Source organism: Pseudomonas sp. NY15437 (genome assembly GCF_048068435.1).
Lineage (GTDB): Bacteria > Pseudomonadota > Gammaproteobacteria > Pseudomonadales > Pseudomonadaceae > Pseudomonas > Pseudomonas nitroreducens_B.
The window spans coordinates 141,687-166,917 of sequence record NZ_JBLUQC010000012.1 but is presented as its reverse complement, the minus strand read 5'-3'; the positions used below and the strand labels follow the sequence as shown (position 1 = coordinate 166,917).

22 protein-coding genes and 3 riboswitches are annotated in these 25,231 nt (G+C 69.2%); of the genes, 13 read left to right on the top strand and 9 right to left on the bottom strand.

All coding sequences use genetic code 11. The features are described from left to right. The first annotated feature begins 54 nt into the window (after positions 1-54). From ACNFIA_RS24120 to ACNFIA_RS24110, 3 genes are all read left to right on the top strand, one after another. Positions 55-1,443: an MFS transporter gene (locus ACNFIA_RS24120; RefSeq protein WP_259759033.1), complete on the top strand. Its 1,389-nt coding sequence runs from the start codon at positions 55-57 to the stop codon at positions 1,441-1,443. A gap of 18 nt (positions 1,444-1,461) precedes the next feature. Continuing rightward, the gene (ssb, locus tag ACNFIA_RS24115; RefSeq protein ID WP_259759034.1) at positions 1,462-1,959 is read left to right on the top strand and encodes a single-stranded DNA-binding protein; all 498 of its coding nucleotides are present in this window, start codon (positions 1,462-1,464) and stop codon (positions 1,957-1,959) included. A gap of 175 nt (positions 1,960-2,134) precedes the next feature. Then, on the top strand, positions 2,135-2,323 hold the full coding sequence (locus tag ACNFIA_RS24110; protein ID WP_416789359.1) for a hypothetical protein: 189 nt from the start codon (positions 2,135-2,137) through the stop codon (positions 2,321-2,323). Positions 2,324-2,454: 131 nt separating this feature from the next. Here ACNFIA_RS24110 and cobJ read toward each other — a convergent pair whose 3' ends face one another. Genes cobJ through cobG form a run of 4 tightly spaced genes read right to left on the bottom strand, consistent with a single transcriptional unit; the run spans position 2,455 to position 6,809 of the window. Further along, positions 2,455-4,104: a precorrin-3B C(17)-methyltransferase gene (cobJ, locus tag ACNFIA_RS24105; RefSeq protein ID WP_416789357.1), complete on the bottom strand. Its 1,650-nt coding sequence runs from the start codon at positions 4,102-4,104 to the stop codon at positions 2,455-2,457. Continuing rightward, on the bottom strand, positions 4,104-4,844 hold the full coding sequence (locus tag ACNFIA_RS24100) for a precorrin-2 C(20)-methyltransferase (protein WP_416789354.1): 741 nt from the start codon (positions 4,842-4,844) through the stop codon (positions 4,104-4,106). The genes cobJ and ACNFIA_RS24100 overlap by 1 nt, the downstream gene beginning before the upstream one ends. Beyond that, positions 4,844-5,470, bottom strand: coding sequence for a precorrin-8X methylmutase (locus tag ACNFIA_RS24095; RefSeq protein ID WP_416789351.1), 627 nt, complete (start codon positions 5,468-5,470; stop codon positions 4,844-4,846). The genes ACNFIA_RS24100 and ACNFIA_RS24095 overlap by 1 nt, the downstream gene beginning before the upstream one ends. Then, on the bottom strand, positions 5,463-6,809 hold the full coding sequence (gene cobG / locus ACNFIA_RS24090; RefSeq protein WP_416789349.1) for a precorrin-3B synthase: 1,347 nt from the start codon (positions 6,807-6,809) through the stop codon (positions 5,463-5,465). Before cobG ends, ACNFIA_RS24095 begins: the two co-directional genes overlap by 8 nt. A gap of 85 nt (positions 6,810-6,894) precedes the next feature. Beyond that, positions 6,895-7,135, bottom strand: a riboswitch (cobalamin riboswitch). Between the two features lie 67 nt (positions 7,136-7,202). Between cobG and cbiE the strand changes: the two genes are divergently transcribed. From cbiE to ACNFIA_RS24070, 4 genes are all read left to right on the top strand, one after another. Continuing rightward, positions 7,203-8,414, top strand: coding sequence for a precorrin-6y C5,15-methyltransferase (decarboxylating) subunit CbiE (gene cbiE / locus ACNFIA_RS24085; protein ID WP_416789346.1), 1,212 nt, complete (start codon positions 7,203-7,205; stop codon positions 8,412-8,414). Between the two features lie 2 nt (positions 8,415-8,416). Next, entirely contained in the window at positions 8,417-9,514 is a 1,098-nt protein-coding gene (locus ACNFIA_RS24080; protein ID WP_416789344.1) for a cobalt-precorrin-5B (C(1))-methyltransferase, read from the top strand. Next, positions 9,511-10,236, top strand: coding sequence for a cobalt-precorrin-6A reductase (locus tag ACNFIA_RS24075; RefSeq protein WP_416789341.1), 726 nt, complete (start codon positions 9,511-9,513; stop codon positions 10,234-10,236). The genes ACNFIA_RS24080 and ACNFIA_RS24075 overlap by 4 nt, the downstream gene beginning before the upstream one ends. Before the next feature lie 439 nt (positions 10,237-10,675). Further along, positions 10,676-11,299, top strand: a complete 624-nt coding sequence (locus ACNFIA_RS24070; protein ID WP_259759043.1) for a glutathione S-transferase family protein — start codon at positions 10,676-10,678, stop codon at positions 11,297-11,299. Between the two features lie 219 nt (positions 11,300-11,518). On the opposite strand, the gene ACNFIA_RS24065 is transcribed toward ACNFIA_RS24070, so the two are convergent. After that, positions 11,519-12,208: a vWA domain-containing protein gene (locus ACNFIA_RS24065; RefSeq protein ID WP_416789403.1), complete on the bottom strand. Its 690-nt coding sequence runs from the start codon at positions 12,206-12,208 to the stop codon at positions 11,519-11,521. Then, the gene (locus ACNFIA_RS24060; protein WP_416789339.1) at positions 12,190-13,197 is read right to left on the bottom strand and encodes an ATP-binding protein; all 1,008 of its coding nucleotides are present in this window, start codon (positions 13,195-13,197) and stop codon (positions 12,190-12,192) included. The genes ACNFIA_RS24065 and ACNFIA_RS24060 overlap by 19 nt, the downstream gene beginning before the upstream one ends. A gap of 143 nt (positions 13,198-13,340) precedes the next feature. Here ACNFIA_RS24060 and ACNFIA_RS24055 point away from each other — a divergent pair, with 143 nt between their 5' ends. After that, a complete protein-coding gene (locus tag ACNFIA_RS24055; protein ID WP_259759045.1) occupies positions 13,341-13,475 on the top strand; it encodes a hypothetical protein in 135 nt (44 codons plus the stop codon). A 305-nt stretch (positions 13,476-13,780) separates the two neighbouring features. Beyond that, positions 13,781-14,878 (top strand): 3-deoxy-7-phosphoheptulonate synthase, encoded by a 1,098-nt coding sequence (locus tag ACNFIA_RS24050; protein ID WP_416789336.1) that lies wholly within the window; start codon positions 13,781-13,783, stop codon positions 14,876-14,878. Between the two features lie 212 nt (positions 14,879-15,090). On the opposite strand, the gene cobN is transcribed toward ACNFIA_RS24050, so the two are convergent. Next, positions 15,091-18,822, bottom strand: a complete 3,732-nt coding sequence (gene cobN / locus ACNFIA_RS24045) for a cobaltochelatase subunit CobN (RefSeq protein ID WP_416789333.1) — start codon at positions 18,820-18,822, stop codon at positions 15,091-15,093. A 188-nt stretch (positions 18,823-19,010) separates the two neighbouring features. Continuing rightward, positions 19,011-20,063, bottom strand: a complete 1,053-nt coding sequence (cobW, locus tag ACNFIA_RS24040; protein ID WP_416789331.1) for a cobalamin biosynthesis protein CobW — start codon at positions 20,061-20,063, stop codon at positions 19,011-19,013. A 234-nt stretch (positions 20,064-20,297) separates the two neighbouring features. Beyond that, a riboswitch (cobalamin riboswitch) is annotated at positions 20,298-20,493 on the bottom strand. Between the two features lie 71 nt (positions 20,494-20,564). Then, a riboswitch (cobalamin riboswitch) is annotated at positions 20,565-20,779 on the top strand. A gap of 103 nt (positions 20,780-20,882) precedes the next feature. On the opposite strand from cobW, the gene ACNFIA_RS24035 reads away from it, so the two are divergent. From ACNFIA_RS24035 to cobM, 4 genes are all read left to right on the top strand, one after another. Next, positions 20,883-21,071, top strand: a complete 189-nt coding sequence (locus ACNFIA_RS24035) for a CbtB-domain containing protein (RefSeq protein WP_259759049.1) — start codon at positions 20,883-20,885, stop codon at positions 21,069-21,071. A gap of 165 nt (positions 21,072-21,236) precedes the next feature. Next, on the top strand, positions 21,237-21,941 hold the full coding sequence (locus ACNFIA_RS24030) for a CbtA family protein (RefSeq protein WP_416789329.1): 705 nt from the start codon (positions 21,237-21,239) through the stop codon (positions 21,939-21,941). A 76-nt stretch (positions 21,942-22,017) separates the two neighbouring features. Beyond that, positions 22,018-22,434, top strand: a complete 417-nt coding sequence (locus tag ACNFIA_RS24025) for a cobalamin biosynthesis protein (RefSeq protein ID WP_416789326.1) — start codon at positions 22,018-22,020, stop codon at positions 22,432-22,434. After that, positions 22,431-23,177 (top strand): precorrin-4 C(11)-methyltransferase, encoded by a 747-nt coding sequence (gene cobM / locus ACNFIA_RS24020; RefSeq protein ID WP_416789322.1) that lies wholly within the window; start codon positions 22,431-22,433, stop codon positions 23,175-23,177. Before ACNFIA_RS24025 ends, cobM begins: the two co-directional genes overlap by 4 nt. 181 nt (positions 23,178-23,358) lie before the next feature. Here cobM and ACNFIA_RS24015 read toward each other — a convergent pair whose 3' ends face one another. Then, positions 23,359-25,140 (bottom strand): hybrid sensor histidine kinase/response regulator, encoded by a 1,782-nt coding sequence (locus ACNFIA_RS24015; RefSeq protein WP_416789319.1) that lies wholly within the window; start codon positions 25,138-25,140, stop codon positions 23,359-23,361. Positions 25,141-25,231 lie beyond the last annotated feature (91 nt).

The following is a 25,231-nucleotide window of genomic DNA, read 5'->3' as shown; positions in this document are numbered from 1 at the left end:
CGCCACGGGGGCAATGTAGCGCATTCCCGTTTTTCGTCTTTCCATGAGGGGCCTATGCACGATTCCCACACTGAGCGCATGAGCGGCACCGAAACCCGCGCTGCCGCCGGCCTGTCCCTGGTCTTCGCGTTCCGCATGCTCGGCATGTTCATGGTGCTGCCGGTGCTCGCCACCTACGGCCAGGACCTGGCCGGCGCCACGCCTGCCCTGATCGGCCTGGCCATCGGTGCCTATGGCCTGACTCAGGCGATCCTGCAGATTCCGCTGGGCACTCTGTCCGACCGCATCGGCCGCCGGCCGATCATCATCGTCGGTCTGCTGGTGTTCGCTGCCGGCGCCGCCCTGGCGGCCAACGCCGATTCCATCTGGGGCATCATCGCCGGCCGCGTCCTGCAGGGCGCCGGGGCGATCTCGGCGGCGGTAATGGCGATGCTCTCCGACCTCACCCGCGAGCAGCACCGCACCAAGGCCATGGCCATGATCGGCATGAGCATCGGCGTGTCCTTTGCCGTGGCGATGGTCGCAGGCCCCGTGCTGACCCACTGGTTCGGCCTGCACGGCCTGTTCTGGTTCACCGCCGGCATGGCCCTGGTGGGCATGCTGATCATCCTGTTCTTCGTGCCGACCCCCGACCACCGCATGCAGCACCGCGAATCCAGCGTGGCCAAGCAGTCGCTGCTGCCGACCCTGAAGAACGGCGAACTGCTGCGCCTGGACGCCGGCATCCTGGTGCTGCACGCCATCCTCATGGCCAGCTTCGTCGCGCTGCCGCTGGCGCTGGTGGAGCGCGCCGGGCTGCCCAAGGAAGAACACTGGTGGGTCTACCTGACCGCGTTGCTGGTGGGCTTCTTCGGCATGGTCCCGTTCATCATCTACGCCGAGAAGAAGCGCCAGATGAAGCGCGTGCTCACCGGCGCCGTGGCGACCCTGATGCTCTGCGAACTGTTCTTCTGGGAGTTCGGCAACAGCCTCAAGGAACTGGTGTTCGGCATCATCGTCTACTTCACCGCGTTCAACCTGCTGGAGGCCTCGCTGCCGTCGCTGGTGAGCAAGGTGTCCCCGGCCGGCGGCAAGGGCACGGCGATGGGCGTCTACTCCACCAGCCAGTTCCTCGGCGCCGCCGTGGGCGGCATCCTGGGCGGCTGGATGTTCCAGCACGGCGGGCTGGACGGGGTGTTCATCGGCTGCGCCGTGCTGGCTGCCCTCTGGCTGGCGATTGCTGTTACCATGCGTGAACCTCCGTATGTAACGAGTATCCGCCTGCCTCTGTCCGACGAGGCGCTGCGCGATGCTTCGTTGGCTGAGCGTTTCAAGGCATTGCCCGGTGTGAGCGATGTGATGGTGGTCGTGGAAGAAGCGGCCGCTTATGTCAAAGTGGATTCCCAACAAGTTGATCGCACGTCCCTCGCGCGCCTCGCCGGCGCCGAGCAGGCGACGTGCTGAAGCCTTTAGGAGAGCGTCATGGCCCGTGGGGTTAACAAAGTCATTCTGGTGGGTAACGTCGGTGGCGATCCGGAAACCCGGTACATGCCCAACGGCAACGCGGTGACCAACGTCACCCTGGCCACCAGCGAAAGCTGGAAGGACAAGCAGACCGGCCAGCAGCAGGAGCGCACCGAGTGGCACCGCGTGGTGTTCTTCGGTCGCCTGGCGGAAATCGTCGCCGAGTACGTGCGCAAGGGTTCGCAGATCTACGTCGAAGGCAGCCTGCGTACCCGCAAGTGGCAGGGTCAGGACGGCCAGGACCGTTACACCACCGAGATCGTGGTGGACATCAACGGCAACATGCAGCTGCTGGGCGGCCGTCCGGGCGCCGGTGGTGACGATGCTCCGCGCGCTCCCCGTGAGCCGCAGCAGCGTCCGCAGCAGGCCCAGCGCCCTGCGCCGCAGCAGCAGTCCCAGCCCGCGCCGCAACCGGCTCCGGACTATGACAGCTTCGACGACGACATTCCGTTCTAACTCGAACGGAATCGTCACCCAGAGCGCAGCCTTCGAGCTGCGCTTTTGCGTTTCTGGGACGCTCGTTTTGGCGAATCTTCGTAAGAGTCTTTCTCGCGGGTGAGTATTTAATTAGCTAGCTAATTAAATGATTCTGGCATTCCCTTGATGTACGGCAAAACCGGAGAAGAAAGACATGAGCATTACAGTGACCGAGCGTGACGACGACCATAAATCCCGCGAGTTCCGCGCCCACGGCGGGCGTTGCTGGGATGTGCACCAGGAAGGCCAGTTGGTCGGCATCTTCCATACCGAAGGCGAGGCGCAGGCCTACCGCGTTTCCCTGGAGCTGGAAGCACGTTACCGCCACGCGGCGGAGTACTAAGGCAAGAAGGCCCCGTGGCGCCGGCCGCGCCACGGGGCGTTTCCTGTAGGAGCGAGCTTGCTCGCGAACCTCTCGGCATCAGCGCTGGCGGGAAACCTGTTCGCGAGCAAGCTCGCTCCTACAAAAAACGGTCAGCGATACCAGCGCGGCGTGTACACCCAGTCGCCGCCGCCCGCGCGGGGGAAGCGTCGGGTAAGCGACGACCCGACGATCACCAGGGTGCGCATGTCCACCATGCCCGGCACCAGCTCGCCGAGGGTGACGACGCGCAGCGCCTCGGCCGGGCGGCCGATGTCGCGGCCGAGCACGACCAGCGTGTCCGCTGTGCGATGGCGGCGAACGATGTCCAGCGCGCGCCCCAGTTGCCAGGGCCGCGCCTTGGAGATCGGGTTGTAGAAGGCCATGGCCAGGTCGGCGGCGCCGGCGTGGTCCAGGCGCTGCTCGATGGTCTCCCAGGGCTTGAGGTTGTCCGACAGCGAAATCAGACAGAAGTCATGCCCCAGCGGCGCGCCGGCCTTGGCGGCGGCGGCCAGCGCGGCGGACACCCCTGGCAGCACCTCCAGCTCGACCCCATGCCAGTGCGGGTCGCTGCTCTCGTGCAGCGCCTCCATTACCGCGGCGGCCATGGCGAACACGCCCGGGTCGCCGGAGGAAATCACCACCACGCGCCGACCGCTGGCGGCCAGCTCGAAGGCGTGGCGGGCGCGTTGCATTTCTTCGCGATTGTCGGTGCAGTGGCGCACCTGGTCATCGCGCAGCGGCTCGGCCATCTTCACGTAGGTCTCGTAGCCCAGCAGGTCCTGGGCTTCGTCCAGCGCGCGGCGCACGGCGGGAATCATGAAGTCGCTGGCGCCGGGGCCAAGGCCGATCACGCTGAGTCGCCCGCGCGGCTGGCCGATACCCTCGGCGTCGGCCGGACTGGCGGCGCGGTGCAGGTGGAAGGAGTCGCCCTGCAGCACGGCGGGCGGCAGCTCGTCGTCGCCGCCGATGAAGCGCAACGGCACGCCCAGCTCCCCGGCGGCATCGGCCAGGGCCGGATCTGCCATGCGGCAGCGGGGCGCCACCAGCGCGGCCAGCGACGCTTCGGCCAGCCCGGCTTGGGCCAGGCCCTGGCGAATGCGCTCGGGCAGTTGCGAATCCACCAGGGTGACATGGGCGAGGACGATACGCGGGTGGATGCGCAGCTCGTTGTACGCGATGCCTTCGGCGCGCGCATCGATGCACAGGGTATGCGCGGCATCGTCGGCCAGCGGCAGGTCCAGCTCGTCCAGCCAGGGCGCGTCGCCTTCGATGCGCAGGCTGTCGCCGCCCAGCAGGTCGGAAACGAAGCGCTTGCCCTGTTCGATGTCCGCCAGCGCGTAGCCAGGAGGCGGATCGAGCAGGCAGGCGCCGAAGCGCAGTTCGCCGCTGGTGGTGATGGCCGGGGCCACCTCCAGCGCGGCGGCCATCTCGCGAGCCATGCGGTTCACCCCGCCGAGCCCGCCAAGCAGCGGCACCACGGCGCTACCGTCTTCGGCCACGGCCAGCACCGGTGGCTCCGCGCCCTTCTCGATGAGCAACGGGGCGAGGGTGCGGATGACGATGCCGGCGGCGCACAGGGCGATGATCGGGGTGTCGTCGCGGTAGAGCTGGCGCAGGGTGTCGCCGAAGTTCGCGTAGGACTCGTCGGCACCTTCGACGCGGTCCTTCAGGCCCAGCACACGCGCCTGTGGATAAATGCCCTGCAAGCGCCGCGCCGTGGCCAACGCGCCCTGGCCGAGAATGACGATGGCCGCGCGCATCAGCCGTTCCACCGCTGGCCGGGGATGACGATCATCGAGAAGTACGGCGAGGCCATCGGATCGACCTCGTCCAGCGCAACGATGCGCTGCTCGCGCATAGTCGCGCGCTCGACGTAGTGCGCGCCGCCGTCGCGGCCCAGCTCGCGCAGCACACGGCGGACCTTGTCGAAGTTGCGGCCGAGCTTCATCACCACCGCCGCGTCGGCGTCAGCCAGGCGACGCTTGAGTTCCTCTTCCGGCAGGACGCCGGAGAGCACCGACAGGCTCTGGTTGCGATACACCAGCGGCACGCCGAGCACCGCCGCGCTGCCGAGCATCGAGCAGACGCCGGGTACGACTTCGGTGTCATACCGCTCTGAAAGACGGTCATGCAGGTACATGTACGAGCCGTAGAAGAACGGATCGCCCTCGCAGATCACCGCCACGTCGCGGCCGGCATCCAGGTGCATCGCCACTTGCTGGGCGGCGGTGTCGTAGAAGTCGCTGATCACCCCTTCGTAGGTCAACGGCGGCTCCAGCTTCTCGGTGGTCACCGGGTACACCAGCGGCAGGCGCTGCTGCTCATCGAGCAGGTGTTGCTCGATGATGGCGAAGGCGTTGCCACCCTGGCCGGCATGGTGCTTGGCCTTGGCCACGAAGTAGCCGATCACCGGGGACGCGCGCAGCAGGCGCAGGGCCTTGAGGGTCAGCAGTTCCGGGTCGCCGGGGCCTACGCCCAGGCCGATGAGGCGGCCGGTCATCACTCCACCTCCGTGGCCAGGGCGTTGATGGCCGCGGCGGCCATCGCACTGCCGCCACGGCGGCCGCGCACGATCACGTAGGGCACGCCGCGGCTGTCGGCGGCGAGGGCATCCTTGGACTCCATGGCGCCGACGAAGCCCACCGGGAAGCCGAGGATCAGCGCCGGTTTCGGTGCGCCGGCGTCGAGCATTTCCAGCAGGTAGAAGAGGGCGGTCGGGGCGTTACCGATCACCACCACGCTGCCTTCCAGGTGCTCGCGCCAATGCTCCAGCGCCACGGCCGAGCGGGTGTTGCCCAGCTCGCGGGCCAGCGCCGGGACATCCGGATCGTTGAGCGTGCAGATCACCTCGTTGTGCGCCGGCAGGCGCGCACGGGTGATGCCCTCGGCGACCATCCGCGCATCGCAGAGGATCGGCGCGCCGGCGGATAGCGCCGCCCGGCCGATGGCCCCGGCGCCCGCGGAGAAGCGCAGGTCCTGGACGACGTCGACCATGCCGCAGGCGTGGATCACCCGCACGGCGAGTTTCTCAAGGTCCGCGGGGACGGCGGACAGATCGGCTTCCGCGCGAATAGTGGCGAAGGATTGGCGGTAGATCGCCTGGCCGTCGCGAATGTAATCAAGCATCGGTGGAGACTCCGGGGGCGGCCAGCAGATTGCCGGCGGCCTCGAGGGACAGGTTGCGCGCCAGCGGCTGGCCGAAGCCGGCCAGGCCATCGGCGCGACGGAACAGGTCATAGCGGCCGTCGGCGACGGCCAGCAGGGTGTAGGGGGCCACGTGGGCGGCGGCGCAGGAACGCGGGCAGCCGCACAGGTGCACGCCGGCGGGCGGCGCATGGCGCAGGCGTTCGGCCAGGCGCAGGGCGTCGGCCTTGGTGTCGGCCAGCCCGCGGGCGCAACCGCTGGAGCCACTGCAGGCGACCAGGCGCGAGAGCGGCTGCGCGGCATCCACCAGCAGGCCGAGGTTGGCCAGCGCACCCAGCACCACGGCAGCGTCGGCCTGCGCCACATCGGGCAGGATGAGGCTCTGCCACGGTGTCAGGCGCAGCTTTCCGCCGCTGAAGCGTTCGGCGAGATCGGCCAGGCCGAAGAGGGTGGTGCTGTCGAGGCGTCCGAGGACGAATCCCGCGCCGATCATGACGTGGTCCGGCAGGCGTTGCGGATGAATCCCGAAATGGCCGAACGCCCGTGGTGCAGGACGCCGCCAGTTATCCACAGCCGGTCCGAGCTGCAGTTCGAACGGCAGGCGCTGTTGCAGGCGCTCCAGCAGCAGGTCGTCGCGCAGCATCTCGCGCAGGTGGCGCAGGCGCGTCTGGCCGTCGCCGGCGAGATCGAGGAACAGGTGCAGCAGGGTGTCCACCAGCACGGGCACCTGTGCGGCGGTCACGGCGGCGAGGGCAGGGCGATCGGTGGCGCGCTGCGGCGGGCAGCCGGCCAGGCCGACGGCGAACAGCGGCGCGGCGTCGGCGGACATGGCCGACAGCCAGATATCGTTGGGATGCTCCAGCATCGCCAGCGCTTCGCCGGCGTCCAGCTGGATGCCGAACTTGGGCGACAGGCCGTGGAAGCGCGGGGTGCGTTCCAGCAGGTCGAGCAACTGGCGGGCGAGCGGACTGGCGTCGAAAGCGCTGCCAGCGTCCAGGCCCAGCGCCGGGCTGACCAGCAGGTTGCGCACGTCGTCCGCCGCCAGCTCGCGGGGGCCGAGGCCGGCCGCCAGCAGGTCACGGCTCAGTGCGCTTTCGGCGCCGGCGTGCACGCCGCGGATCTGCAGGTTGGCGCGGTTGGTCGCTTCCAGAACGCCGCCGGCGTGGCGCTCGGCGGCCAGGGCAATGGCGCGCGCGGCGGTGGCATCGAGTTGCCCGCACGGCAGCTTGATGCGGCAGATGCCGCCATCGCGGGAGGCCACGATACGCAGCAGGCCGGGGCAGGCATGCGGGCGGACGGGCAGAGCGGAGGAGTCGTGCACGGTGGTCACCAGGGCTGGGTCGCGGTGACCTGCGAATCCCCACAGGGGATTTCACGACACCGATACACCCCGCTCGATGTCTGCACGCGCGACTGGTTTCGTCGGCAGGTCTCCTGGCTGGCAGGTCCTCATCCAGCGCGGCCTTCCCGGTTGCCCAGTGGCCTGGCCGGCGGCACGGAACATCGTTCTCGTGCTGCCGCATTGCGCGGACTCGCTGCTTACAGTTGCGGGGGCAGCCACGGCTTAACCGTGTTCCCTCTTCGGCTCTGGGAAACCCACCGTGAAAGGCGAAGCGTCCTACGAGCACCAACGAAGCGGGTATTATGCCTGCTTTGCCCGACGTCAGGAAAAGCCTGCCCGTCGGATCGATCGTCGCACCCCTGAGGACATTTCATGACGCCCTGGCTGACCATCGTCGGCATCGGCGAGGACGGCTATGCCGGCCTCGGCAAGGCCGCGCGCCGCGCCCTGCTCGCCGCCAGCGAAGTGATCGGCGCGCCGCGCCAGCTGGACCTGCTGCCGCCTTACCTGAGCGCCCGCCGCCTGGCCTGGCCGAGCCCGTTCAGCCTGGAGCCGGTGCTGCGCCGGCGCGGTGAGCCCACCTGCGTGCTGGCCAGCGGCGACCCGATGCTGTTCGGCGTCGGCGCGAGCCTCGCCCGGCAGTTACCATCCGAGGAAATGCTCGTGCTTCCCGCGCCGTCCTCCGCCTCCCTGGCCGCGGCGCGGCTGGGCTGGGCATTGCAGGACTGCACGCTGCTGTCGCTGGTGGCGCGCCCTTTGGCCGCACTCGCTGCGCAGATTCACGACGGCGCGAAGCTGCTGATCCTCAGCAACGATGGCAGCAGCCCGGGCGCCATCGCCGCACTGCTGCGCGAGCGGGGGTTCGGTGCCAGCCGGCTCAGCGTGCTGGAGCACCTGGGCGGTGATGCCGAACGACGCATCGACGGGCTCGCCAGCGACTGGTCGACGAGCGAGACCGCTGCGCTGAACCTGGTCGCGGTGCAGTGCGCCGCAGGCGCCGAGGCGATTCGCCTGCCTTTGACCACCGGCCTGCCGGACGACGCCTACCGTCATGACGGCCAACTGACCAAGCGCGACGTGCGCGCCGTCACCCTGGCGCGGCTGGCGCCCAGGCCGGGCGAACTGCTGTGGGACGTCGGCGCCGGTTGCGGCTCCATCGGCATCGAATGGATGCGCGCGCACCCGAGCTGCCGCACCCTGGCCATCGAAGCCAACGAAGGTCGCCAGGAACATATCCGCTGCAACCGCGATGCGCTTGGCGTGCCGGCCCTGCAACTGGTCTGCGGCGCGGCGCCGGAAGCCTTGCAGGGGCTGGAGCGGCCCGATGCGATCTTCATCGGCGGCGGCGTGACCCTGCCCGGCGTGTTCGAACAGTGCTGGGAGCAGCTCAAGCCCGGCGGCCGGCTGGTGGCCAACGCCGTCACGCTGCAGAGCGAGACCCTGCTGCTGAGCTGGCGCGCCCGCATCGGTGGCGAGCTGACCCGCCTGTCGGTGTCCCAGGCCCAGCCGCTGGGCGGCTTCGATACCTGGCGTGCGGCGCTGCCGATCACCCTGCTGGACGTGTGCAAGCCTCTGGCCGACTGACGATGCGCGAAGAGACTTCCGAAGCACCCCGCCCGCTGCGCAGCGGCTACACCACCGGCAGCTGCGCCACCGCCACCAGCCTGGCGGCGGCGCGCCTGCTGCTGACGGGTGAGGCGCTGGACGCGGTACAGATATCCCTGCCCAAAGAGCGCAGCGCGACGCTGCGCCTGGCGTTCTGCCGGCTCATCGCCGAGGGTGCCGAAGCCGGCACGCTGAAGGATGCCGGCGACGACCCGGACGTGACCCACGGTGCGCTGGTCTTTGCCCGCGTCGCCTTGAGCGCCGAGCCGGGCGTACGCTTCCGGGCGGGCGAAGGTGTCGGCACCGTCACCAAGCCGGGGCTGGTGCTGGCGGTGGGCGAGCCGGCGATCAACCCGGTGCCGCGGCAGATGATGCAGGCCAACCTCGCCGCGCTGGCGGCGGAGTGCGGCTACACCGGTGGCTTCGACGTCACGATCAATATCGAAGGCGGCGCCGAGCTGGCGCTCAAGACCATGAACCCGCGCCTGGGCATCCTTGGCGGCCTGTCGATCCTGGGCACCACCGGCATCGTCCGGCCGTTCTCCTGCTCGGCCTACATCGCCTCGATCCAGCAGGGCATCGACGTCGCCCGCGCCAACGGTTTCCGCCACCTGGCCGCCTGCACCGGCAACGCCAGCGAGGACGCCATGCGTCGTCGCTACGGCTTCGACGACACCGCGCTGATCGAGATGGGCGATTTTGCCGGGGCGGCGCTCAAGCACCTGCGCAAGGTGCCGGTGGAGCGCTTCAGCGTGTGCGGCGGCTTCGGCAAGATCAGCAAGCTCGCCGCCGGCCACATGGACCTGCACAGCCGCCACTCCAGCATCGACCTGCCGCAGCTGGCCCAGTGGGCGGCGGACATCGGCGCGTCGGCGCAGCTGCAACAGCGCATGCGCGACGCCAATACCAGCCAGCAGGCGCTGGCGCTGTGCCGCGCCGAGGGCATAGCGCTGGGCGATGCCGTCTGCGCCCGCGCGCTGGCCTTTGCCCGGCGCATCGTGCCTGTGGAAGTGACGCTGGAAGTCTTCGCCATCGACCGCCAGGGCAACCTGGTGGGCGAGGCGCTGGAGGTGCGATGAAGCGCGTATTGCTGCTGGGCGGCATCGGCGAGGCGCTGGCCATTGCGCGCCGTCTCGGGCCGCAGCACCTGTACAGCCTCGCCGGCCTCGGCAAGGTGCCGGACGACCTCGCCTGTGAGGTGCGGGTGGGCGGTTACGGCGGCGCCGAAGGCCTCGCGGACTTCATCCGCCAGCGCGGTTTCGACCTGCTGCTGGACGCCACCCATCCCTACGCCGCGCAGATCAGCGCCAACGCCGCCCGTGCCGCGCAGCTGGCCGGCGTGCCCTGCTGGGCGCTGCGGCGCCCGGGGTGGCGGGCGGGCGCCGATGACGACTGGCGCGAGGTGGCCGGTTGGCCGGCGCTGATCCAGGCGCTGGAATCGTTCAGGCGCCCGCTGTTCACCCTGGGCCGCGAGCCGCTGGAACACCTGGACGAGATTCCCGCCCACCAGCACTGGACCGTGCGCTGCCTGCAAAGCCTGCCCGGCACTGCGCGCGCCGACGTACTGGGCGCGCGCGGGCCGTTCTCCCTCGACGGCGAGCGCGACCTGTACACCCGCCTGGGCACTGACGTACTGGTGAGCAAGAACAGCGGCAGCCAGGCCACCGAGCCGAAGCTGCAGGTCGCCCGCGAGCGCGGCGTGCCGGTGCTGATCCTGGCGCGGCCGGTGTTGCCCGCGGTGGACCGGGAGTTCGACAGCGTCGAGTCGCTGTGGGCGGCGCTGGAGCGGGGCCTGTCGTAGGCAACTGTCTTCATCTGAAAATCCGTGCGTGTATTTCCCTCTCCCTAACCCTCTCCCTGAAGGGAGAGGGGACTGGTCGGTGCAGGATGAATCCATGGCGTCGGCCGGCACGGACAGCTTCCTCTCCCTTCGGAGCGGGGCGCGCAGCCAGGGCGGGGGAGAGCGCTGGTGCGATGCTTCAGGTAGGAGCGAGCATGCTCGCGAACCCTCGTGTCGTGCGCTGTCGCCGGCGCTCGTATTGCCGCAGGTCGGCCCCTCTGCCACCGAGCCACCCGGACGGTTCCATTGAACGACCCGGCGCGGCGGCGTTCACAGCTTCGTAGAGGTTCGCGAGCACGAACTCGGCGTCCCCCTCGATCCTACGAACGTCGTCGCGATGCTTTTCCGGCGCCCCGCTGGCCTCTAAGCTGGGTCCCGGTTTTCACAGGGAGTGACACCAATGCTGCGAATCCTCGGCCGCGCTTCATCCATCAACGTGCGCAAGGTTCTCTGGACCTGCGCCGAACTGAACCTGCCCTACGAACGGGAAGACTGGGGCACGGGTTTTCGTTCCACCGCCTCGGCGGAATTCATCGCGCTCAATCCCAATGCGATGGTGCCGGTGCTGATCGACGGCGACTTCGTGCTCTGGGAGTCCAATGCCATCTGCGGCTACCTCGCCACCCAGTACCCGCTGGACGAGTTGCTGCCCACCGCACCGCGCGAGCGGGCATTGGTGGAGCAGTGGATGGGCTGGCAGGCCACCGAACTGAACACTGCCTGGCGCTACGCATTCATGGCCCGGGTGCGCAACAGCCCGAGCCACACCGACGAATCCGCCATCGCCTTGAGCGAGGCGCAGTGGAATCACTGCATGGCGCTGCTGGATCGACAACTGGAGCGCACCGGTGCCTTCGTCGCCGGCGCCTGCTTCAGTCTCGCCGATGTGGTACTCGGCCTGTCGGTGAACCGCTGGTACCTGACGCCCATGCAGCGCCCGGAGCTGCCGGCGGTGGCGGCCTACTACGAGCGGCTGAGCGAGCGCCCGGGGTTCCAGGTGCATGGGCGCAATGGGGAGCCTTGAGGCAACGCCCTGACGCATCAAGGCTGCCCTCACCCCAGCCCTCGGCTTTGGCATCCTGCGTTGCTCTATCTCCTGCCTCCATGCAGTCGTCTCCCCAAGGGGAGAGGGGGGCGTTCGGCGTAACGTGTTTTTATGGACGTCAGCCGGCTTGTGCCGGGTAGATGAATCGCTCGGGGCGGCCCTCTCTCCCTCCGGGAGAGGGTTAGGGTGAGGGAGCTTTCAGCGAGCTTGCGCTGAAAGCTCGCTGATCGGCCGATAGTCCGCCTCAAGCTCTACCGCCAGCTTCCTGGCCCTGCCCAGTCGCACGCCGCCGCCTTCGATATCCACCAGCACCGTCGGGCAGTTCAGCGGCTGCAGCGTCGGCCAGTCGCGCAGGCGGCCATCAGTCAGCACCAGCAGGCGCTGGTGTTCGGCCGGCTTTTGGCGCTGGCGCCGGTCCAGCCATTCGCGGGCTTGCCCGAGGGCTTCGATCAGCGGGGTACCGCCACCAGCGCCAAGCTGTTCCAGCCACTCCTGCAATTGGTTCGAGGCCTTCTGGCCCTGCCACAACCAGCGCGGTTGCGCGCCGGTGGCGTGCAGCACGGCGAGGCGCGCGCGCTGCCGGTAGGCCTGTTCGAAGGTGTCGGCGAGCAGGCCCTTGGCCTGGGCCAGGGCACTGTGGCGGCGGGTGCTGGCAGAGGCGTCGACGATCACCAGCCAGAGTTCGCCGGGCGTGCGACTGCGTGTGCGCAGTACCAGGTCGGCGCGCCGTTGCGGGCGGCCGTTGCGCAGGGTGGCGGGCCAGTCGATGCGGCCGTGCGCGCCCGCTTGGCGGGCGCCGCTGCGGCCGCCGGCGAGCTGGCCGGGTCGGGGCGTGGCATCCGCGCCTGGGGCCGGGCGCGGGCGGATGCTCAGGGCTTTTTTGGCCAGCCCGTCAATTGCCGGCGTTCCCCCATGCCCACGCTCTGCGCGGGCAGTTCGCCCCAGTGGCCTTCGCCGTTGGAGGCAGTGGACGGTGCCTGCGGCTGGCTGGAAGCGGACTGCGGCGGCGTGGTCGGTTGGGACGGCGCATGGCGGCGCCGGTGGGCGAGGGCGAAGTGCTCCACGGCATCGATGTCCTGCGCCTCGATGGCGCTGGCGCCACGCCAGGCGGCATGGGCACGGGCGGCGCGCAGCCAGACCAGGTCCGCGCGCAGACCGTCGACGCCGGCGGCGTGGCAGCGCTCGGCGATGCTCTCCAGCGCGGCGTCGCCCAGGGGGATCGCAGCCAGTTGCTGGCGCGCGTCAGCGCAGCGCTGTTGCAACGCCAGTTGCGCGCCCTGCCAGTGCGCCAGGAACGCCTGCGGATCGGCATCGAAGGCCAGGCGGCGGCGGACGATCTCGGCGCGCTCAGTCGGCGCGGGCACGCCTTCCAATTGCACCTTGAGGCCGAAGCGGTCCAGCAGCTGCGGGCGTAGCTCGCCTTCCTCGGGGTTCATGGTGCCGATCAGCACGAAGCGCGCCGGGTGGCTGTGGGACAGGCCGTCGCGCTCGATCAGGTTGACCCCGCTGGCGGCCACGTCGAGCAGCAGGTCGACGAGGTGGTCGGGCAGCAGGTTCACCTCATCCACATAGAGCACGCCGCCGTGGGCGTGGGCCAGCACGCCGGGGGAGAACTGCGCGCGGCCTTCGCCCAGCGCCGCGTCCAGGTCGAGGGTGCCGACGATGCGTTCCTCGCTGGCGCCCAGCGGCAGAGTGACGAAGCGCCCGCCGTCCAACAGGTCGGCCACGCCGCGCGCCAGGGTGGACTTGGCCATGCCGCGCGGCCCTTCGATCAGCACGCCGCCAATGGCGGAGTCGATGGCGGCCAGGCACAGGGCCAGCTTCAGCTCATCGGCGCCGACGACGGCAGCCAGTGGAAAATGGGGAAGGGCGCTCATGGGGATGTCCTGCGGAATTCGTCCGTGCATGGTAGCGAACCGGGCGCAGGAGGTGCGACCCGTCTCCATCGGATCGATAGCTTCAAGTCATTGATCGGCGCTGCGCGATGCAGTACCTTGGCCCCACGTCCACGGAGAACATCATGCCGTCCAGCCTGTCCATCCAGTCCCTCGCCCGCCTCGGTGCCATTGGCTCCGTAGCTGCTCGCGTGCAGGTTCTGGCTGCTGCTGCCGGCTATTTCTTCTATGGGTATTGGTTTAGCCAACGGCGCGCCTGATACCCCACAGGCGCCCTAGCAAGCAGGGTCGCCAACCAGAAAGATTCTTCAAACCCCGGTCGGCAACCCGACCGGGGTTTTTGTTTTTCCGGCCCACAAGGCCAACGCATCGCCACCCAATTGAATCGGGCCAAAACGCCCGGACAGAGGATCGACACATGAACACCACCTATTACCGCTATTACCGCAACTCCGACTGGCGATTTAGCAGCGCGCTGCGCGCCACCCAACGAGCCTTGCCACGAACACTTAGATAGAGCGCCGAGCGCGGAAAAACCACCGCGCCGGCCAAGGATGCCAGTCAGATGAATGCTTCCACCTCCGCCCTGATCCGCCCCGAACACGCAGCCTCCGCCGAAGTCCTCGACCTGCCGCTGCCCTCCGCCCGCCGCCGCGAACAACCGCTGCCGAGCCCCGCCGAACTGCGCCAGCACCTGCCCCTGTCCGCCGCCACGGCCCATCGCGTGCGCGAAGGCCGCGAGGCGATCCGCGCCGTCCTCGATGGCCGCGACCCGCGCCTGCTGGTGGTGATCGGCCCCTGCTCGCTGCACGACCCCGTTTCCGCCCTCGAATACGCCGACCGCCTCGCCGAACTGGCGCCGCAGGTGAGCGACCAACTGCTGCTGGTGATGCGCGCCTACGTCGAGAAGCCGCGCACCACCGTCGGCTGGAAAGGCCTGGTCTACGACCCGCAGCTCGACGGCAGCGGCGACCTGGCCGGTGGCCTGGAGCTGTCGCGCCGGCTGATGCTGGGCATGCTCGAACGCGGCCTGCCGATCGCCACCGAACTGCTGCAACCCCTGGTGGCCGGCTACTTCGACGACCTGCTGGGCTGGGCCGCCATCGGCGCGCGCACCAGTGAATCCCAGGTGCACCGCGAGATGGTCAGCGGCCTCGACCTGCCGGTGGGCTTCAAGAACGGCACCGACGGCAGCATCGGCATCGCCACCGACGCCATGCGCTCGGCGGCGCACCCGCACCAGCACTTCGGCATCGACGCATTGGGCCGCCCGTCGCTGGTGCAGACCCAGGGCAACCCGGACACCCATCTGGTGCTGCGCGGCGGCCACGCCGGGCCGAACTTCGATGCGGTCAGCGTGCAGCAGATCCGCCAGGGGCTGGAGAAGCTGGGGCTCGAGCCGAGCATCATGGTGGACTGCAGCCACGCCAACAGCGGCAAGGACCCGCTGCGCCAGCCGGCGGTGCTGGCCAGCGTGCTCGACCAGCGCCTGGCCGGCGACGCCTCGCTGCGCGGCGTGATGCTGGAGAGCCATCTGTTCGACGGCTGCCAGCCGCTGTCCGGCGAGCTGCGCTACGGTGTCTCGATCACCGACGGCTGCCTGGGCTGGAGCGGCACCGAGGCGCTGCTGCTCAACGCGGCGGAGCGCCTGCGCCGGGGCTGATGCTTTTCCTGTAGGAGCGAGCTTGCTCGCGAACAAGTTTCCCGGCAGTACCGAAGCTGGCCGGGTTCGCGAGCAAGCTCGCTCCTACACACAACCCCACCCGGAGCGCTGAGTGCGGACCTGGTGTAGGAGCGGACTTTGTCCGCGATAGGTTTGCATCGCGCCGGATGCCATCGCGGACGGAGTCCGCTCCTACGCAAGCGCGAACTCCCTCACTGCTCCTCGCTGTCCACCAGCAGGTTTTCCAGCGTCTCCCGGTATTCCCCCGGCTCCTCCCACAACCCGCGCTGCTGCGCCTCCACCAGGCGTTCGGCGATGTCGCGCAGGGCTTCGGGGTTGTGCTGGCGGATGAACTCGCGGGTGTCGTCGTCCAGCAGGTAGGCGTCGGCCAGCAGGCGGTACTGGTGGTCGTCCACCAGTTCGCTGGTGGCGTCGAAGGCGAACAGGTAGTCCACCGTCGCGGCCAGTTCGAAGGCCCCCTTGTAGCCGTGGCGCTTCATGCCGGCGATCCATTTGGGGTTCACCGCGCGGGCGCGCACCACGCGGCCGAGTTCTTCCTTCAGGGTGCGGATGCGCGGGTTGTCCGGCTGGCTGTGGTCGCCGTGGTAGCTGGCGAGCGGCTGGCCCTGGATGACCTCGGCGGCGGCGAGCATGCCGCCCTGGAACTGGTAGTAATCATTGGAATCGAGGATGTCGTGCTCGCGGTTGTCCTGGTTGTGCAGCACCGCCTGCAGGCCGGACAGGCGCTGGGCGAAGCGCTCGCGCGCCGGCGTGCCGTCGTCGCTGGCGCCGTAGGCGTAGCCGCCCCAGTTCAGGTAGGCCTCGGCGAGGTCGGCGCGGCTGTCCCACTGGCGCGATTCGATCACGCCCTGCACGCCAGCACCGTAGGCGCCGGGCTGGGCGCCGAAGATGCGCCAGCCGGCCTGGCGGCGGGCCTCATCACGCTCCAGTCCCTCAGTTTGCAGACGTGCCTGATCGGCGCGCACCCGAGCGGCCAGCGGATTCAGGTCGTCCGGCTCATCCAGCGCGGCGACCGCCTGCACGGCGGCATCGAACAGGCGGATCAGGTTGGCGAAGGCATCGCGGAAGAAGCCCGAGACGCGCAGCGTCACGTCCACCCGTGGGCGGTCGAGCAGGCTGACCGGCAGGATCTCGAAGTCTTCCACACGCTGGCTGCCGGCCTGCCACACCGGACGCACGCCGAGCAGCGCCAGCGCTTGCGCAATGTCATCGCCGCCGGTGCGCATGGTCGCGGTGCCCCATACCGACAGGCCGAGCTGGCGCAGGTGGTCGCCGTGGTCCTGCAGGTGGCGTTCGAGCAGCCGGCTGGCGGACTGGAAGCCGAGGCGGAAGGCGGTGGGTGTGGGCAGGTTGCGCACGTCCACGGTGAAGAAATTGCGACCGGTGGGCAGTACGTCGAGCCGCCCGCGACTGGGTGCGCCGCTGGGGCCGGGCGGGACGAAGCGGCCGTCGAGGCCGGCGAGCAGGTGACCGATTTCGCTGGCGCCGCAGGCATCCAGGGTCGGCGCGATCTGCTGCTGCAGGTGGGCGAGGACCGCCGCGCTGGCGTTACCGGGGGCGCTGGCATGGCCGTCGATCAGGCGCAGGGCGAACAGTTCCAGGCGTTCGCGGGTGTCGCCGTTGCTGCGCCACGGCTCGTCGCTGACGGCGAGCAGCACGTCCGGGCGCGGGCCCTCCCAGGCCTCGGCGAAGGCTTCATCCAGCGGGTCGCGGCCCAACTGCAGGTCTTCGCTCAGCGCGCGCAGCAGGCTGGCATTGCCGCCGCGCCCGTCGCCGCGTGGAATGCGTACCAGCGACAGCAGGGTATCGCGGCGCAACTCGCCCGCCGGCGATTCGCCGAACACATGCAGGCCGTCGCGAATCTGCGATTCCTTGAGGTCGCACAGGTAGGCGTCCAGCTGCGGCAGCCAGCTTTCCGGATCGTCGCTCAGTTGCAGGCCCAGCTCGCGGTCCAGTGCGGTGTCGCGTACCAGCCGGAGGATGTCGCCGCGTAGTTCGCTGGCGCGGCGCGGGTCGAGCAGGGAGGCGTCGTAGTACTCGTCGGCCAGGCGTTCGAGGTCGCGCAGCGGGCCGTAGTTTTCCGCGCGGGTCAGCGGCGGCATCAGGTGGTCGATGATCACTGCCTGGGCGCGGCGCTTGGCCTGCGCGCCTTCGCCGGGGTCGTTGACGATGAACGGGTAGAGGTTCGGCAGCGGGCCGAGGATCGCGTCCGGCCAGCATTCCTCGGAGAGCCCGACGCCCTTGCCCGGCAGCCATTCGAGGTTGCCGTGCTTGCCGACGTGGACCACCGCGTCGGCGCCGAACACCTCGCGCAGCCAGAAGTAGAAGGCGAGGTAGCCGTGGGGCGGCACCAGCGATGGGTCGTGGTAGATCGCCGCCGCGTCGAGCTGGTAGCCGCGCGCCGGCTGGATGCCGACGAAGCCGAGGCCGAAACGCAGGCCCGCGACCATCATCCGCCCGCTGCGGAACATCGGGTCCTGCTGCGGCTCGCCCCAGCGTTCGCGCACGGCCTGCTGGTTCGCCTCGGGCAGGCGCGCGAAGCAGGCGAGGTAGTCGTCCAGCGCCAGGCTCTGCGCGCAGGGGCGCAGGTCGAGGCTGTCGAGGTCGTTGCTGACGCCGCCGAGCAATTGCTGGATCAGCGCGGTGCCGGAATCGGGCAGGCCGGCGACCGGGTAGCCCTGCGCCTCCAGCGCGCGCAGGATGTTCAGCGCGGCGGCCGGCGTGTCAAGGCCGACGCCGTTGCCGATGCGCCCGTCGCGGGTCGGGTAGTTGGCCAGGATGAGCGCGACGCGCTTGTCGGCGTTGGCCTTGCGCGAGAGCAGCATCCAGCGCCGCGCCAGCTCGGCGGTGAAGTCCATGCCCGGCAGGTGCGGCAGGTAGCAGACCACATCGCTCTGGCTGCGTTCGCTGCGCCAGGCCAGGCCCTTGAAACTGATCGGCCGGGTGATGAGGCGACCGTCCAGCTCCGGCAGCGCGATGTGCATGGCCAGGTCGCGCGGGCCGAGGCCTTGTGGGTTGGCGCGCCAGAGGTCGTGGTTGTCCAGCGAGCAGATGGCTTGCAGCACCGGCACGTCGCGCCTGAACGGCCGGTCCTGCGGCGCCTCCGGGTTCGACTGGGCGAAGCCGGTGGTGTTGATGATCAGCTCGGCGTCCGCGCTGTCGAGCAGGGTTTCCACCGCGTCCAGGCAGGCGGCTTCCTTGAGGCTGGCCACGGCGAGGGGCAGCGGGTTGATACCCTGGGCCTGCAGGCGTTCGCAGAAGGTATCGATGAAGCCGGTGTTCGCTGCCTGCAGATGGGTGCGATAGAACAGCAGCGCGGCGACCGGGTAGGCGGGGTTCCAGTCCGCCTGCCAGCGGGCGAGGTCGCAGCTGCCGACGTGCGGGTGATAGACCGCCACGCGCGGCAGCGTCCGGGGTTCGCTCCACGCATAGTCGCGTTGCAGGTGTCGGTCGGCCAGGCAGGCGAAGAACTGCCGTGCGTTGTCCATGCCGCCCTGGCGCAGGTACTGCCAGAGGCGCTCGGCATCCTGCGGCGCGACGCTGCACAGCGCGCTGAGTTCCGGGTCGGGCTTGTCGTCGCCGGGCACCGCGATCAGCGTGGCGCCGCGCTCGGCCAGCGCCGCCAGTTGCTCCATGCCGTAGCGCCAGTAGCCGACGCCACCGTGCACCGAGATGAGGATGACCTTCGCGTGCTGCAGCACCTCGTCGACGTAGAGGTCCACCGAGGCGTGGTTCTGCAACTGCATGGGGTTGGCCAGGCGCAGGCTCGGGTAGTCCTCCGGCAGCTCGCGTGCGGCCTCGGCGAGCAGCGCCAGGTGCGAGTCGCCGCTGCAGAGGATCACCAGCTCGGCGGGCGTCTGGGCCAGGTGGGCGATGCCGTCGTCGGGGACGAAGCCGCCGGGTTGGGTGCGCAGCAGGTGCATGAGGCTTGCTCGGTTTTCGGTTTTTCGTAGGAGCGAGCTTGCTCGCGAACAAACCTCCGCAGCGGGGCTGCGGTTCGCGAGCAAGCTCGCTCCTACAGGGGATTGCACGGTCGTAGGATGGGTGGAGCGCAGCGATACCCATCATTGGCGGTGGGTATCGCTGCGCTCCACGCCACCCTACGACGTCATCAAGTCAGGGCGGTACGCAGCTCGTTGGCGATGACGGCCTGGTCCAGCTCCTGGCCGATCACCACCAGGCGCGTGCCGCGGTGCTCATAACTGCGCCAGGCGCGGTCGAAGTGCTTGTCGAAGCGCTTGCCGACGCCCTGTACCAACAGGCGCATGGGCTTGCCGGGAATGGCGACGAAGCCCTTGATGCGCAGGATGGCGTGGCGCTCGACCAGCGCGTTCAGCGCATCGAGCAGGGCGCGCTCTTCCACTTCCGGCAGGTCGACGTGGAAGGAGTCGAACTCGTCGTGGTCGTGGTCTTCATGGCCTTCGTGGTCATGATGCGTCGGTCGGCTGTCGATGTGCAGCTCGGCCTCGGCGTTCAGGCCCAGCAGTACGGAGAGCGGCAGCTGGCCGGAGTTGGCTTCGACGATCTTCACCGCCGGCGGCAGCTCCTCGGCGACTTCGGCGCGCACGCGGGCCAGCGCCTCGGCATCCAGCAGGTCGGCCTTGTTCAGTACCACCAGGTCGGCACTCGCCAGCTGGTCTTCGAAGAGTTCGTGCAGCGGCGATTCGTGGTCCAGGTTCGGGTCCTGCTGGCGCTGCTGGTCCACCTGCTCGGGGTGGGCGGCGAAGGTGCCGGCGGCCACGGCCGGGCTGTCGACCACGGTGATCACCGCGTCGACGGTGCAGGCGTTGCGGATTTCCGGCCACTGGAAGGCCTGCACCAGCGGCTTGGGCAGGGCCAGGCCCGAGGTCTCGATGAGGATCTGGTCGAGGTCGCCACGACGTGCCACCAGCTCGCGCATCACCGGGAAGAATTCTTCCTGCACGGTGCAGCACAGGCAGCCGTTGGCCAGCTCGAAGACGCGGCCGACCGCCTCTTCTTCGCTGCAGCCGATGGAACACTGCTTGAGGATGTCGCCGTCGATACCCAGCTCGCCGAATTCGTTGACGATCACCGCGATGCGGCGGCCTTCGGCGTTGTCCAGCATGTGGCGGAGCAGCGTGGTTTTGCCGGCGCCGAGGAAGCCGGTGACGATGGTGACGGGGAGTTTGGCCAGGGTTTTCATGCGCGCCTCGCAAGCGGGAGTTGGAAGGCGGATGAAGGGCGCGCGCGCGGGTTCGCCGCGCAACGAAGGTCGCCACCGGATCACCCCGCCCGGTTGTCTGTTGATAACGAACCGGTTCCGGAGCTCGCGAGCTAGAGCCAGGCAAGGCGGAGGGTCGTCGGGGACGCGGAGTTGACTGTAGTCAATGAGCAGTCCACGACGATCCTCCAACGCAGCATGGCCGACGCGCAGCAGATCGAAAACCAGTCACGAGGCAGGTCTCCTGGCTCACAGCCCTGGATCGTCTCTTCGCCTTCCCGCCCGAATCGGCAGTGGCGCGTGAAGAGACAGGCTGTTCACAGTTGCGGGGGCAGCCGTGGCGCATCCGAAGATTTCCACGTTCCCTCTTAGCTCCGGCCAGCGCCGGAGAACCTCGAAGGGAGGAAGGCTACGCAGCGTGAGCGGGGCGGTCAATCGCCGGGGATCGGTTCGGCCGCGGTTGACGCTGCCGGGCGGTCGTGGTCAGCTAGCGCGGTTCCAGGTGTCTCGCGCCGACGCGCGCGAGGTGAAACGGGAAGCCGGTGCGTCCACAAGGACCAGTCCGGCGCTGCCCCCGCAACGGTAAGCGAATGAAGGGTCATCGGTAGCCACTGTGCTCGCGCATGGGAAGGCTGACCCGCCCAGCCAGCCGGCTGTCATCGCAAGCCCGGAGACCGGCCTGGAATCCTTCGTTTTTGGCAAACCCGCGGTGGGCGGGCGCAGGCCGTGGCGCGACCGATCCGGCGCGTTCGAATGCGTTCAACCTCTGCGTTCTCTACTCAAGTTTCAGAGGGAACGTTCATGTCCAGCAGCATCCTGGCGCAACAGGCGTCGAGCACTTCCATCCCCCTTTCCAAGCGCATCAGCCTGGCCATCGGCGCCAGCCTGCTCGGTGCGCTGCTGGTGTATTTCGCCGGCTTCTCGCATCTGGAAGCGGTGCACAACGCCGCCCACGATACCCGTCATAGTGCGGGCTTCCCCTGCCACTGACGCGGTTCTGAGTTCAATCGGCTGCGCGTCAGCCGGGCTGCGCTGGAAGATCGCCGTGGACTGCTCATGGACAGCAGTCCACTGCGCGTCGCCGGCGATCCTCCGCCTTGCCTGGCTCTAGCTCGCTCGATTCGATGGCTCGCAGAAGAAAGAAGGAAAGAGCGCATGATCAAACGTATCGCCCAGACCGCCGGTTTCGCCGGTCTGATCGCGGCGCTGGTGCTGACCGTGGTCCAGCTGCTGTGGGTGTCCCCGCTGATCCTCAAGGCGGAGACCTACGAAAAGTCCGAACCGGTGGCAATGGCCGAGCACAGCCACGAGCACGCTGAAGGTGCTGCCGCCGAACATCACCATGATTCGCAAGCCTGGGAGCCGGAAGACGGCTGGCAGCGCATCCTCTCCACCACCGGCGGCAACCTGGTGGTCGCGGTGGGCTTTGCGCTGATGCTGGCCGGCCTGTTTACCTTGCGCGAGCCGGGCAAGACGTCCGAAGGCCTGTTCTGGGGCCTGGCCGGCTTTGCGGTGTTCACCCTGGCGCCGTCCCTGGGCCTGCCGCCGGAAGTGCCCGGCACCGCCGCCGCCGACCTGAGCCTGCGGCAGACCTGGTGGATCGGCACTGCCGCTGCCACCGCCGCCGGCCTCGCCCTGCTGGTGTTCGGCCGCCACTGGGCGCTGCGCAGCGTTGGCCTGGTCTTGCTGGTGGTGCCGCACGTGATCGGCGCGCCGCAACCGGAAGTGCACTCCAGCCTCGCGCCGGAAAGCCTGGCCCACGAGTTCATCCTCGCCTCGCTGGTCACCAACGCGGTGTTCTGGGTGGCGCTGGGGCTGGTCGCCGCCTGGCTGTTCCGCCGCTTCACGCCGCAGGCCTGATCCGGGGGCTATGCTCGACCCCGCAGCCGGCCCGGCCGCTGCGGGGTTTTTATCGTCATCTTCAAGGAGAGCGACCATGACGCTGGTTGCCGGCCTCGGTTGCCGCCGCGGCTGCCCGCTCGATGAACTGCGCGCGTTGCTGCAGGCCACGCTGGCCGAGGCGGGGCTCGACGAGTCGATGCTCACTGCCCTGGCCAGCGCCACGCTGAAGGCCGACGAAGCGGGGCTCAGCGCCCTGGCGGCGGCCCTCGACCTGCCGCTGGTGCTGTTCACGCCACAACAGCTGGCGACCTGCGAAGCGCGCCTGGGCGACCTTTCCGACAGCGTACGCGCCGCCACCGGCACGGCCAGCGTGGCCGAAGCCGCCGCGCTGTTGCAGGCCGAGGCCCAGGCCGGCGCACCCGCCCGCCTGCTGGTGGGCAAGCGGCGCAGCGAGCAGGCCACCTGCGCGCTGGCCTTCATTCCCGTCGAATCCGCACAGGAGCAGCCATGACGGTCTATTTCATCGGCGCCGGCCCGGGCGACCCGGAACTCATCACGGTGAAGGGCCAGCGGCTGATCCGCTGCTGCCCGGTGATCCTCTACGCCGGTTCGCTGGTGCCGCCGGCCGTGCTGGAAGGGCACCGCGCCGAGCGCGTGGTGAACACCGCCGAGCTGAACCTGGACGAGATCGTCGCGCTGCTGGCGCAGGCTGACGCCGAGGGCAAGGACGTGGCGCGGGTGCATTCCGGCGACCCTTCGCTGTATGGCGCCATCGGCGAGCAGATCCGCCACCTGCGGGCCCGCGGCATCGCCTACGAGATCATCCCCGGCGTCACCGCCACCTCGGCCTGCGCGGCGATCCTGGGGTGCGAGCTGACCCTGCCGGATATTTCCCAGACACTGATCCTCACGCGCTACGCCAGCCGCACGCGCATGCCCGATGGCGAGTCGCTGGCCGAGCTGGCGCAGCACCGCGCGACCCTGGCCATCCACCTGGGCGTGGGACAGTTGTCGAACATCGTCGCTGAGCTGCTGCCGCACTACGGCGCCGATTGCCCCGTCGCGGTGATCCACCGCGCCAGCTGGCCGGACCAGGACCAGGTCACCGGCACCCTCGGCGACATCCTGCCCAGGGCCGAGGCCAAGGGTTTCAAGCGCACGGCGCTGATCCTGGTGGGCAGGGTGCTGGGCGCGGAGGGCTTTGCCGATTCGTCGCTGTACAGCGCGGGGCATGCGCATCTGTATCGGCGGTAGTCTGGCCCTGTTTTCATCCCGTGAAACCCGTGCTGCTGCCCCTCACCCCAGCCCTCTCCCGGAGGGAGAGGGGGCAATGCGTACCGGCTGATACCCCGGTGCCCTCCTGCACGGAACGGTCCCCTCTCCCCGTGGGAGAGGGCCAGGGTGAGGGGTTTTCGAGCACTGAGTATCTGGAGTTTCAGCGCTCCTCCGGCTCCAGCTCGCTCAACTGTTCATCGATCAGCGCCTTCAACTGCTCGGCCGCCAGCGGCTTGTGCAGCAGCGGCCAGCCGTGGGCGGCGGCCTGGGCGAGCAGGCGCGGGTCGGTGTCGCCGGTGACCAGCATGGCGGCGATCCAGTCGTCGTCGTAGTGGCGGTGCAGGCGCTCGATCGCGTCGAGCCCGGTCTGGTGGTCGCGCAGGCGGTAGTCGCTGATGATCAGGTCGGGTTTCTCCCGCGCCGCGGCCGGGTCCTCGAGCAGGTCGGCGACGTCGGCGACGATGCGGTGGCGGTAGTCCCAGCTCTGGAACAGCAGGCGCAGGCCCTCGCGGTTTTCCGCGTCGTCCTCGATCACGTAGATCAGCTTGTCGCTGCCCACCGCGGTGCGCGGCATGGCGGGCTCGGGCGCGCGCGGTTGCTGGGCGGTGGCGCGGGGCAGGCTGAGCATGAAGACGCTGCCGCGGCCCTCGCGCGAGTGCAACGCCAGGGGGTGGTCGAGCAGCCTGGCGGTGCGCTGGACGATGGCCAGCCCGAGGCCGAGGCCCTTGCTGCGGTCGCGTTCGGGGTTGTTCAGCTGGTGGAATTCCCAGAACACCTTCTGCCGCTCGGCGGCGGGAATTCCCGGGCCGCTGTCCCAGACTTCCACCCGCACCCGTCGGCCGCGGCGCCGCCAGCCGATCAGCACGCCGCCGCGCTCGGTGTAGCGAAGGGCGTTTTCCACCAGGTTGCGCAGGATGCGCTCCAGCAGCGCCGGGTCGGAGGTCACGAAGGGCGCGCCGGCGCGCACGCGCAGCCGCAGGCCCTTGTCGGCCGCCTGCACGTTGCAGTCCTCGGCGATGCGCTCCAGCAGCTCGGCCAGGGAGAAGGCCTGGAGGTTGGGCTGGACGATGCCGGCATCCAGCCGCGAGATGTTCAGCAGCGCGTCGAACAGCGAACCCTGCGCCGCCAGCGCGCGGGATATGTGCTCGACGAGATTGCGGCTGGCGTCGTCCAGCGGCCGCTTCTGCAGCGCGCCCAGGTACAGGCCCAGGGCGTAGGTGGGCTGGCGCAGGTCATGGCTGGCGGAGGCGAGGAAGCGTGTCTTGGCCTGGTCGCTGCGTTCGGCGGCTTCCTTCTCGATGCTCAGTTTCTGCAGCAGCTCGATGTTCTCGAAGCGCAGCAGCAACGAGTCCACCAGCGTGGCGTGGAAGCGGTAGGCGAAGGCGCAGATGGTGACGGCGTAGACCAGCGCCGCCGCACCGAGGGTCTTGCTCAGCGCGTCGGGCAACAGCACCAGCAGGCTGGCGAAGGGCAGGGTGAACGCTGGCGCGATGAACAGGTAGAACAGCGGCAGGACGATGCTGTAGGCGTTCATCACGCCGGTGCCCAGGCCGAGCAGGACCACCACCACGTACATCTGCAATGACGCTGGGAGCACCGTGACCCAGTAGGCGGCGGGCAAGCCCCAGAGCAGCCCGGACAGGCCGGTGGTGAGCATCACCTGGATCAGCCAGCGCCGCCTTGCCACGGCGTCGCCGTCCTGCAACTGGTCGTAGCGGCGCAGCAGCCACAGGCGCAGGGCGCCCAGCAGGGTCTGCGCGGCGAACCAGGCGAGCAGCGCTGTCAGCGGCTGGGCGTCGCTGAGCACCCAGGTGGTCAGCCCGGCCACCAGGTAGGCGGCGATGATGGAAAACGGCGAGTTGCGCCGCAGCACGTCGAACTGCTCGGCGCGTACCGCATCGGCGTAGGGGGAGTGGCTGAGGTCGCGCTGCCAGAGGTTCATCGGGCCTTCCATGGTGGGCGGTGATCGCTGTCTGTATAGCAACTGCCGCCCACAGCGCCCAGCCCGCTGTGCAGGAATCAGCGCTTGCCCG

Bases quoted from the DNA above. Each gene is read 5' to 3' on its own strand.
- ssb (WP_259759034.1), top strand. From the start codon at position 1,462: ATGGCCCGTGGGGTTAACAAAGTCATTCTGGTGGGTAACGTCGGTGGC.
- ACNFIA_RS24070 (WP_259759043.1), top strand. From the start codon at position 10,676: ATGCTGCGAATCCTCGGCCGCGCTTCATCCATCAACGTGCGCAAGGTT.
- ACNFIA_RS24060 (WP_416789339.1), bottom strand. From the start codon at position 13,197: ATGAGCGCCCTTCCCCATTTTCCACTGGCTGCCGTCGTCGGCGCCGAT.
- cobW (WP_416789331.1), bottom strand. From the start codon at position 20,063: ATGAAAACCCTGGCCAAACTCCCCGTCACCATCGTCACCGGCTTCCTC.
- ACNFIA_RS24055 (WP_259759045.1), top strand. From the start codon at position 13,341: ATGCCGTCCAGCCTGTCCATCCAGTCCCTCGCCCGCCTCGGTGCCATT.
- ACNFIA_RS24080 (WP_416789344.1), top strand. From the start codon at position 8,417: ATGCGCGAAGAGACTTCCGAAGCACCCCGCCCGCTGCGCAGCGGCTAC.
- ACNFIA_RS24120 (WP_259759033.1), top strand. From the start codon at position 55: ATGCACGATTCCCACACTGAGCGCATGAGCGGCACCGAAACCCGCGCT.
- ACNFIA_RS24050 (WP_416789336.1), top strand. From the start codon at position 13,781: ATGAATGCTTCCACCTCCGCCCTGATCCGCCCCGAACACGCAGCCTCC.
- ACNFIA_RS24095 (WP_416789351.1), bottom strand. From the start codon at position 5,470: ATGCTTGATTACATTCGCGACGGCCAGGCGATCTACCGCCAATCCTTC.
- cobN (WP_416789333.1), bottom strand. From the start codon at position 18,822: ATGCACCTGCTGCGCACCCAACCCGGCGGCTTCGTCCCCGACGACGGC.
- cobM (WP_416789322.1), top strand. From the start codon at position 22,431: ATGACGGTCTATTTCATCGGCGCCGGCCCGGGCGACCCGGAACTCATC.
- ACNFIA_RS24100 (WP_416789354.1), bottom strand. From the start codon at position 4,844: ATGACCGGCCGCCTCATCGGCCTGGGCGTAGGCCCCGGCGACCCGGAA.
- ACNFIA_RS24025 (WP_416789326.1), top strand. From the start codon at position 22,018: ATGACGCTGGTTGCCGGCCTCGGTTGCCGCCGCGGCTGCCCGCTCGAT.
- cbiE (WP_416789346.1), top strand. From the start codon at position 7,203: ATGACGCCCTGGCTGACCATCGTCGGCATCGGCGAGGACGGCTATGCC.
- ACNFIA_RS24110 (WP_416789359.1), top strand. From the start codon at position 2,135: ATGAGCATTACAGTGACCGAGCGTGACGACGACCATAAATCCCGCGAG.
- ACNFIA_RS24075 (WP_416789341.1), top strand. From the start codon at position 9,511: ATGAAGCGCGTATTGCTGCTGGGCGGCATCGGCGAGGCGCTGGCCATT.
- ACNFIA_RS24035 (WP_259759049.1), top strand. From the start codon at position 20,883: ATGTCCAGCAGCATCCTGGCGCAACAGGCGTCGAGCACTTCCATCCCC.
- ACNFIA_RS24030 (WP_416789329.1), top strand. From the start codon at position 21,237: ATGATCAAACGTATCGCCCAGACCGCCGGTTTCGCCGGTCTGATCGCG.
- ACNFIA_RS24015 (WP_416789319.1), bottom strand. From the start codon at position 25,140: ATGAACCTCTGGCAGCGCGACCTCAGCCACTCCCCCTACGCCGATGCG.
- cobJ (WP_416789357.1), bottom strand. From the start codon at position 4,104: ATGCGCGCGGCCATCGTCATTCTCGGCCAGGGCGCGTTGGCCACGGCG.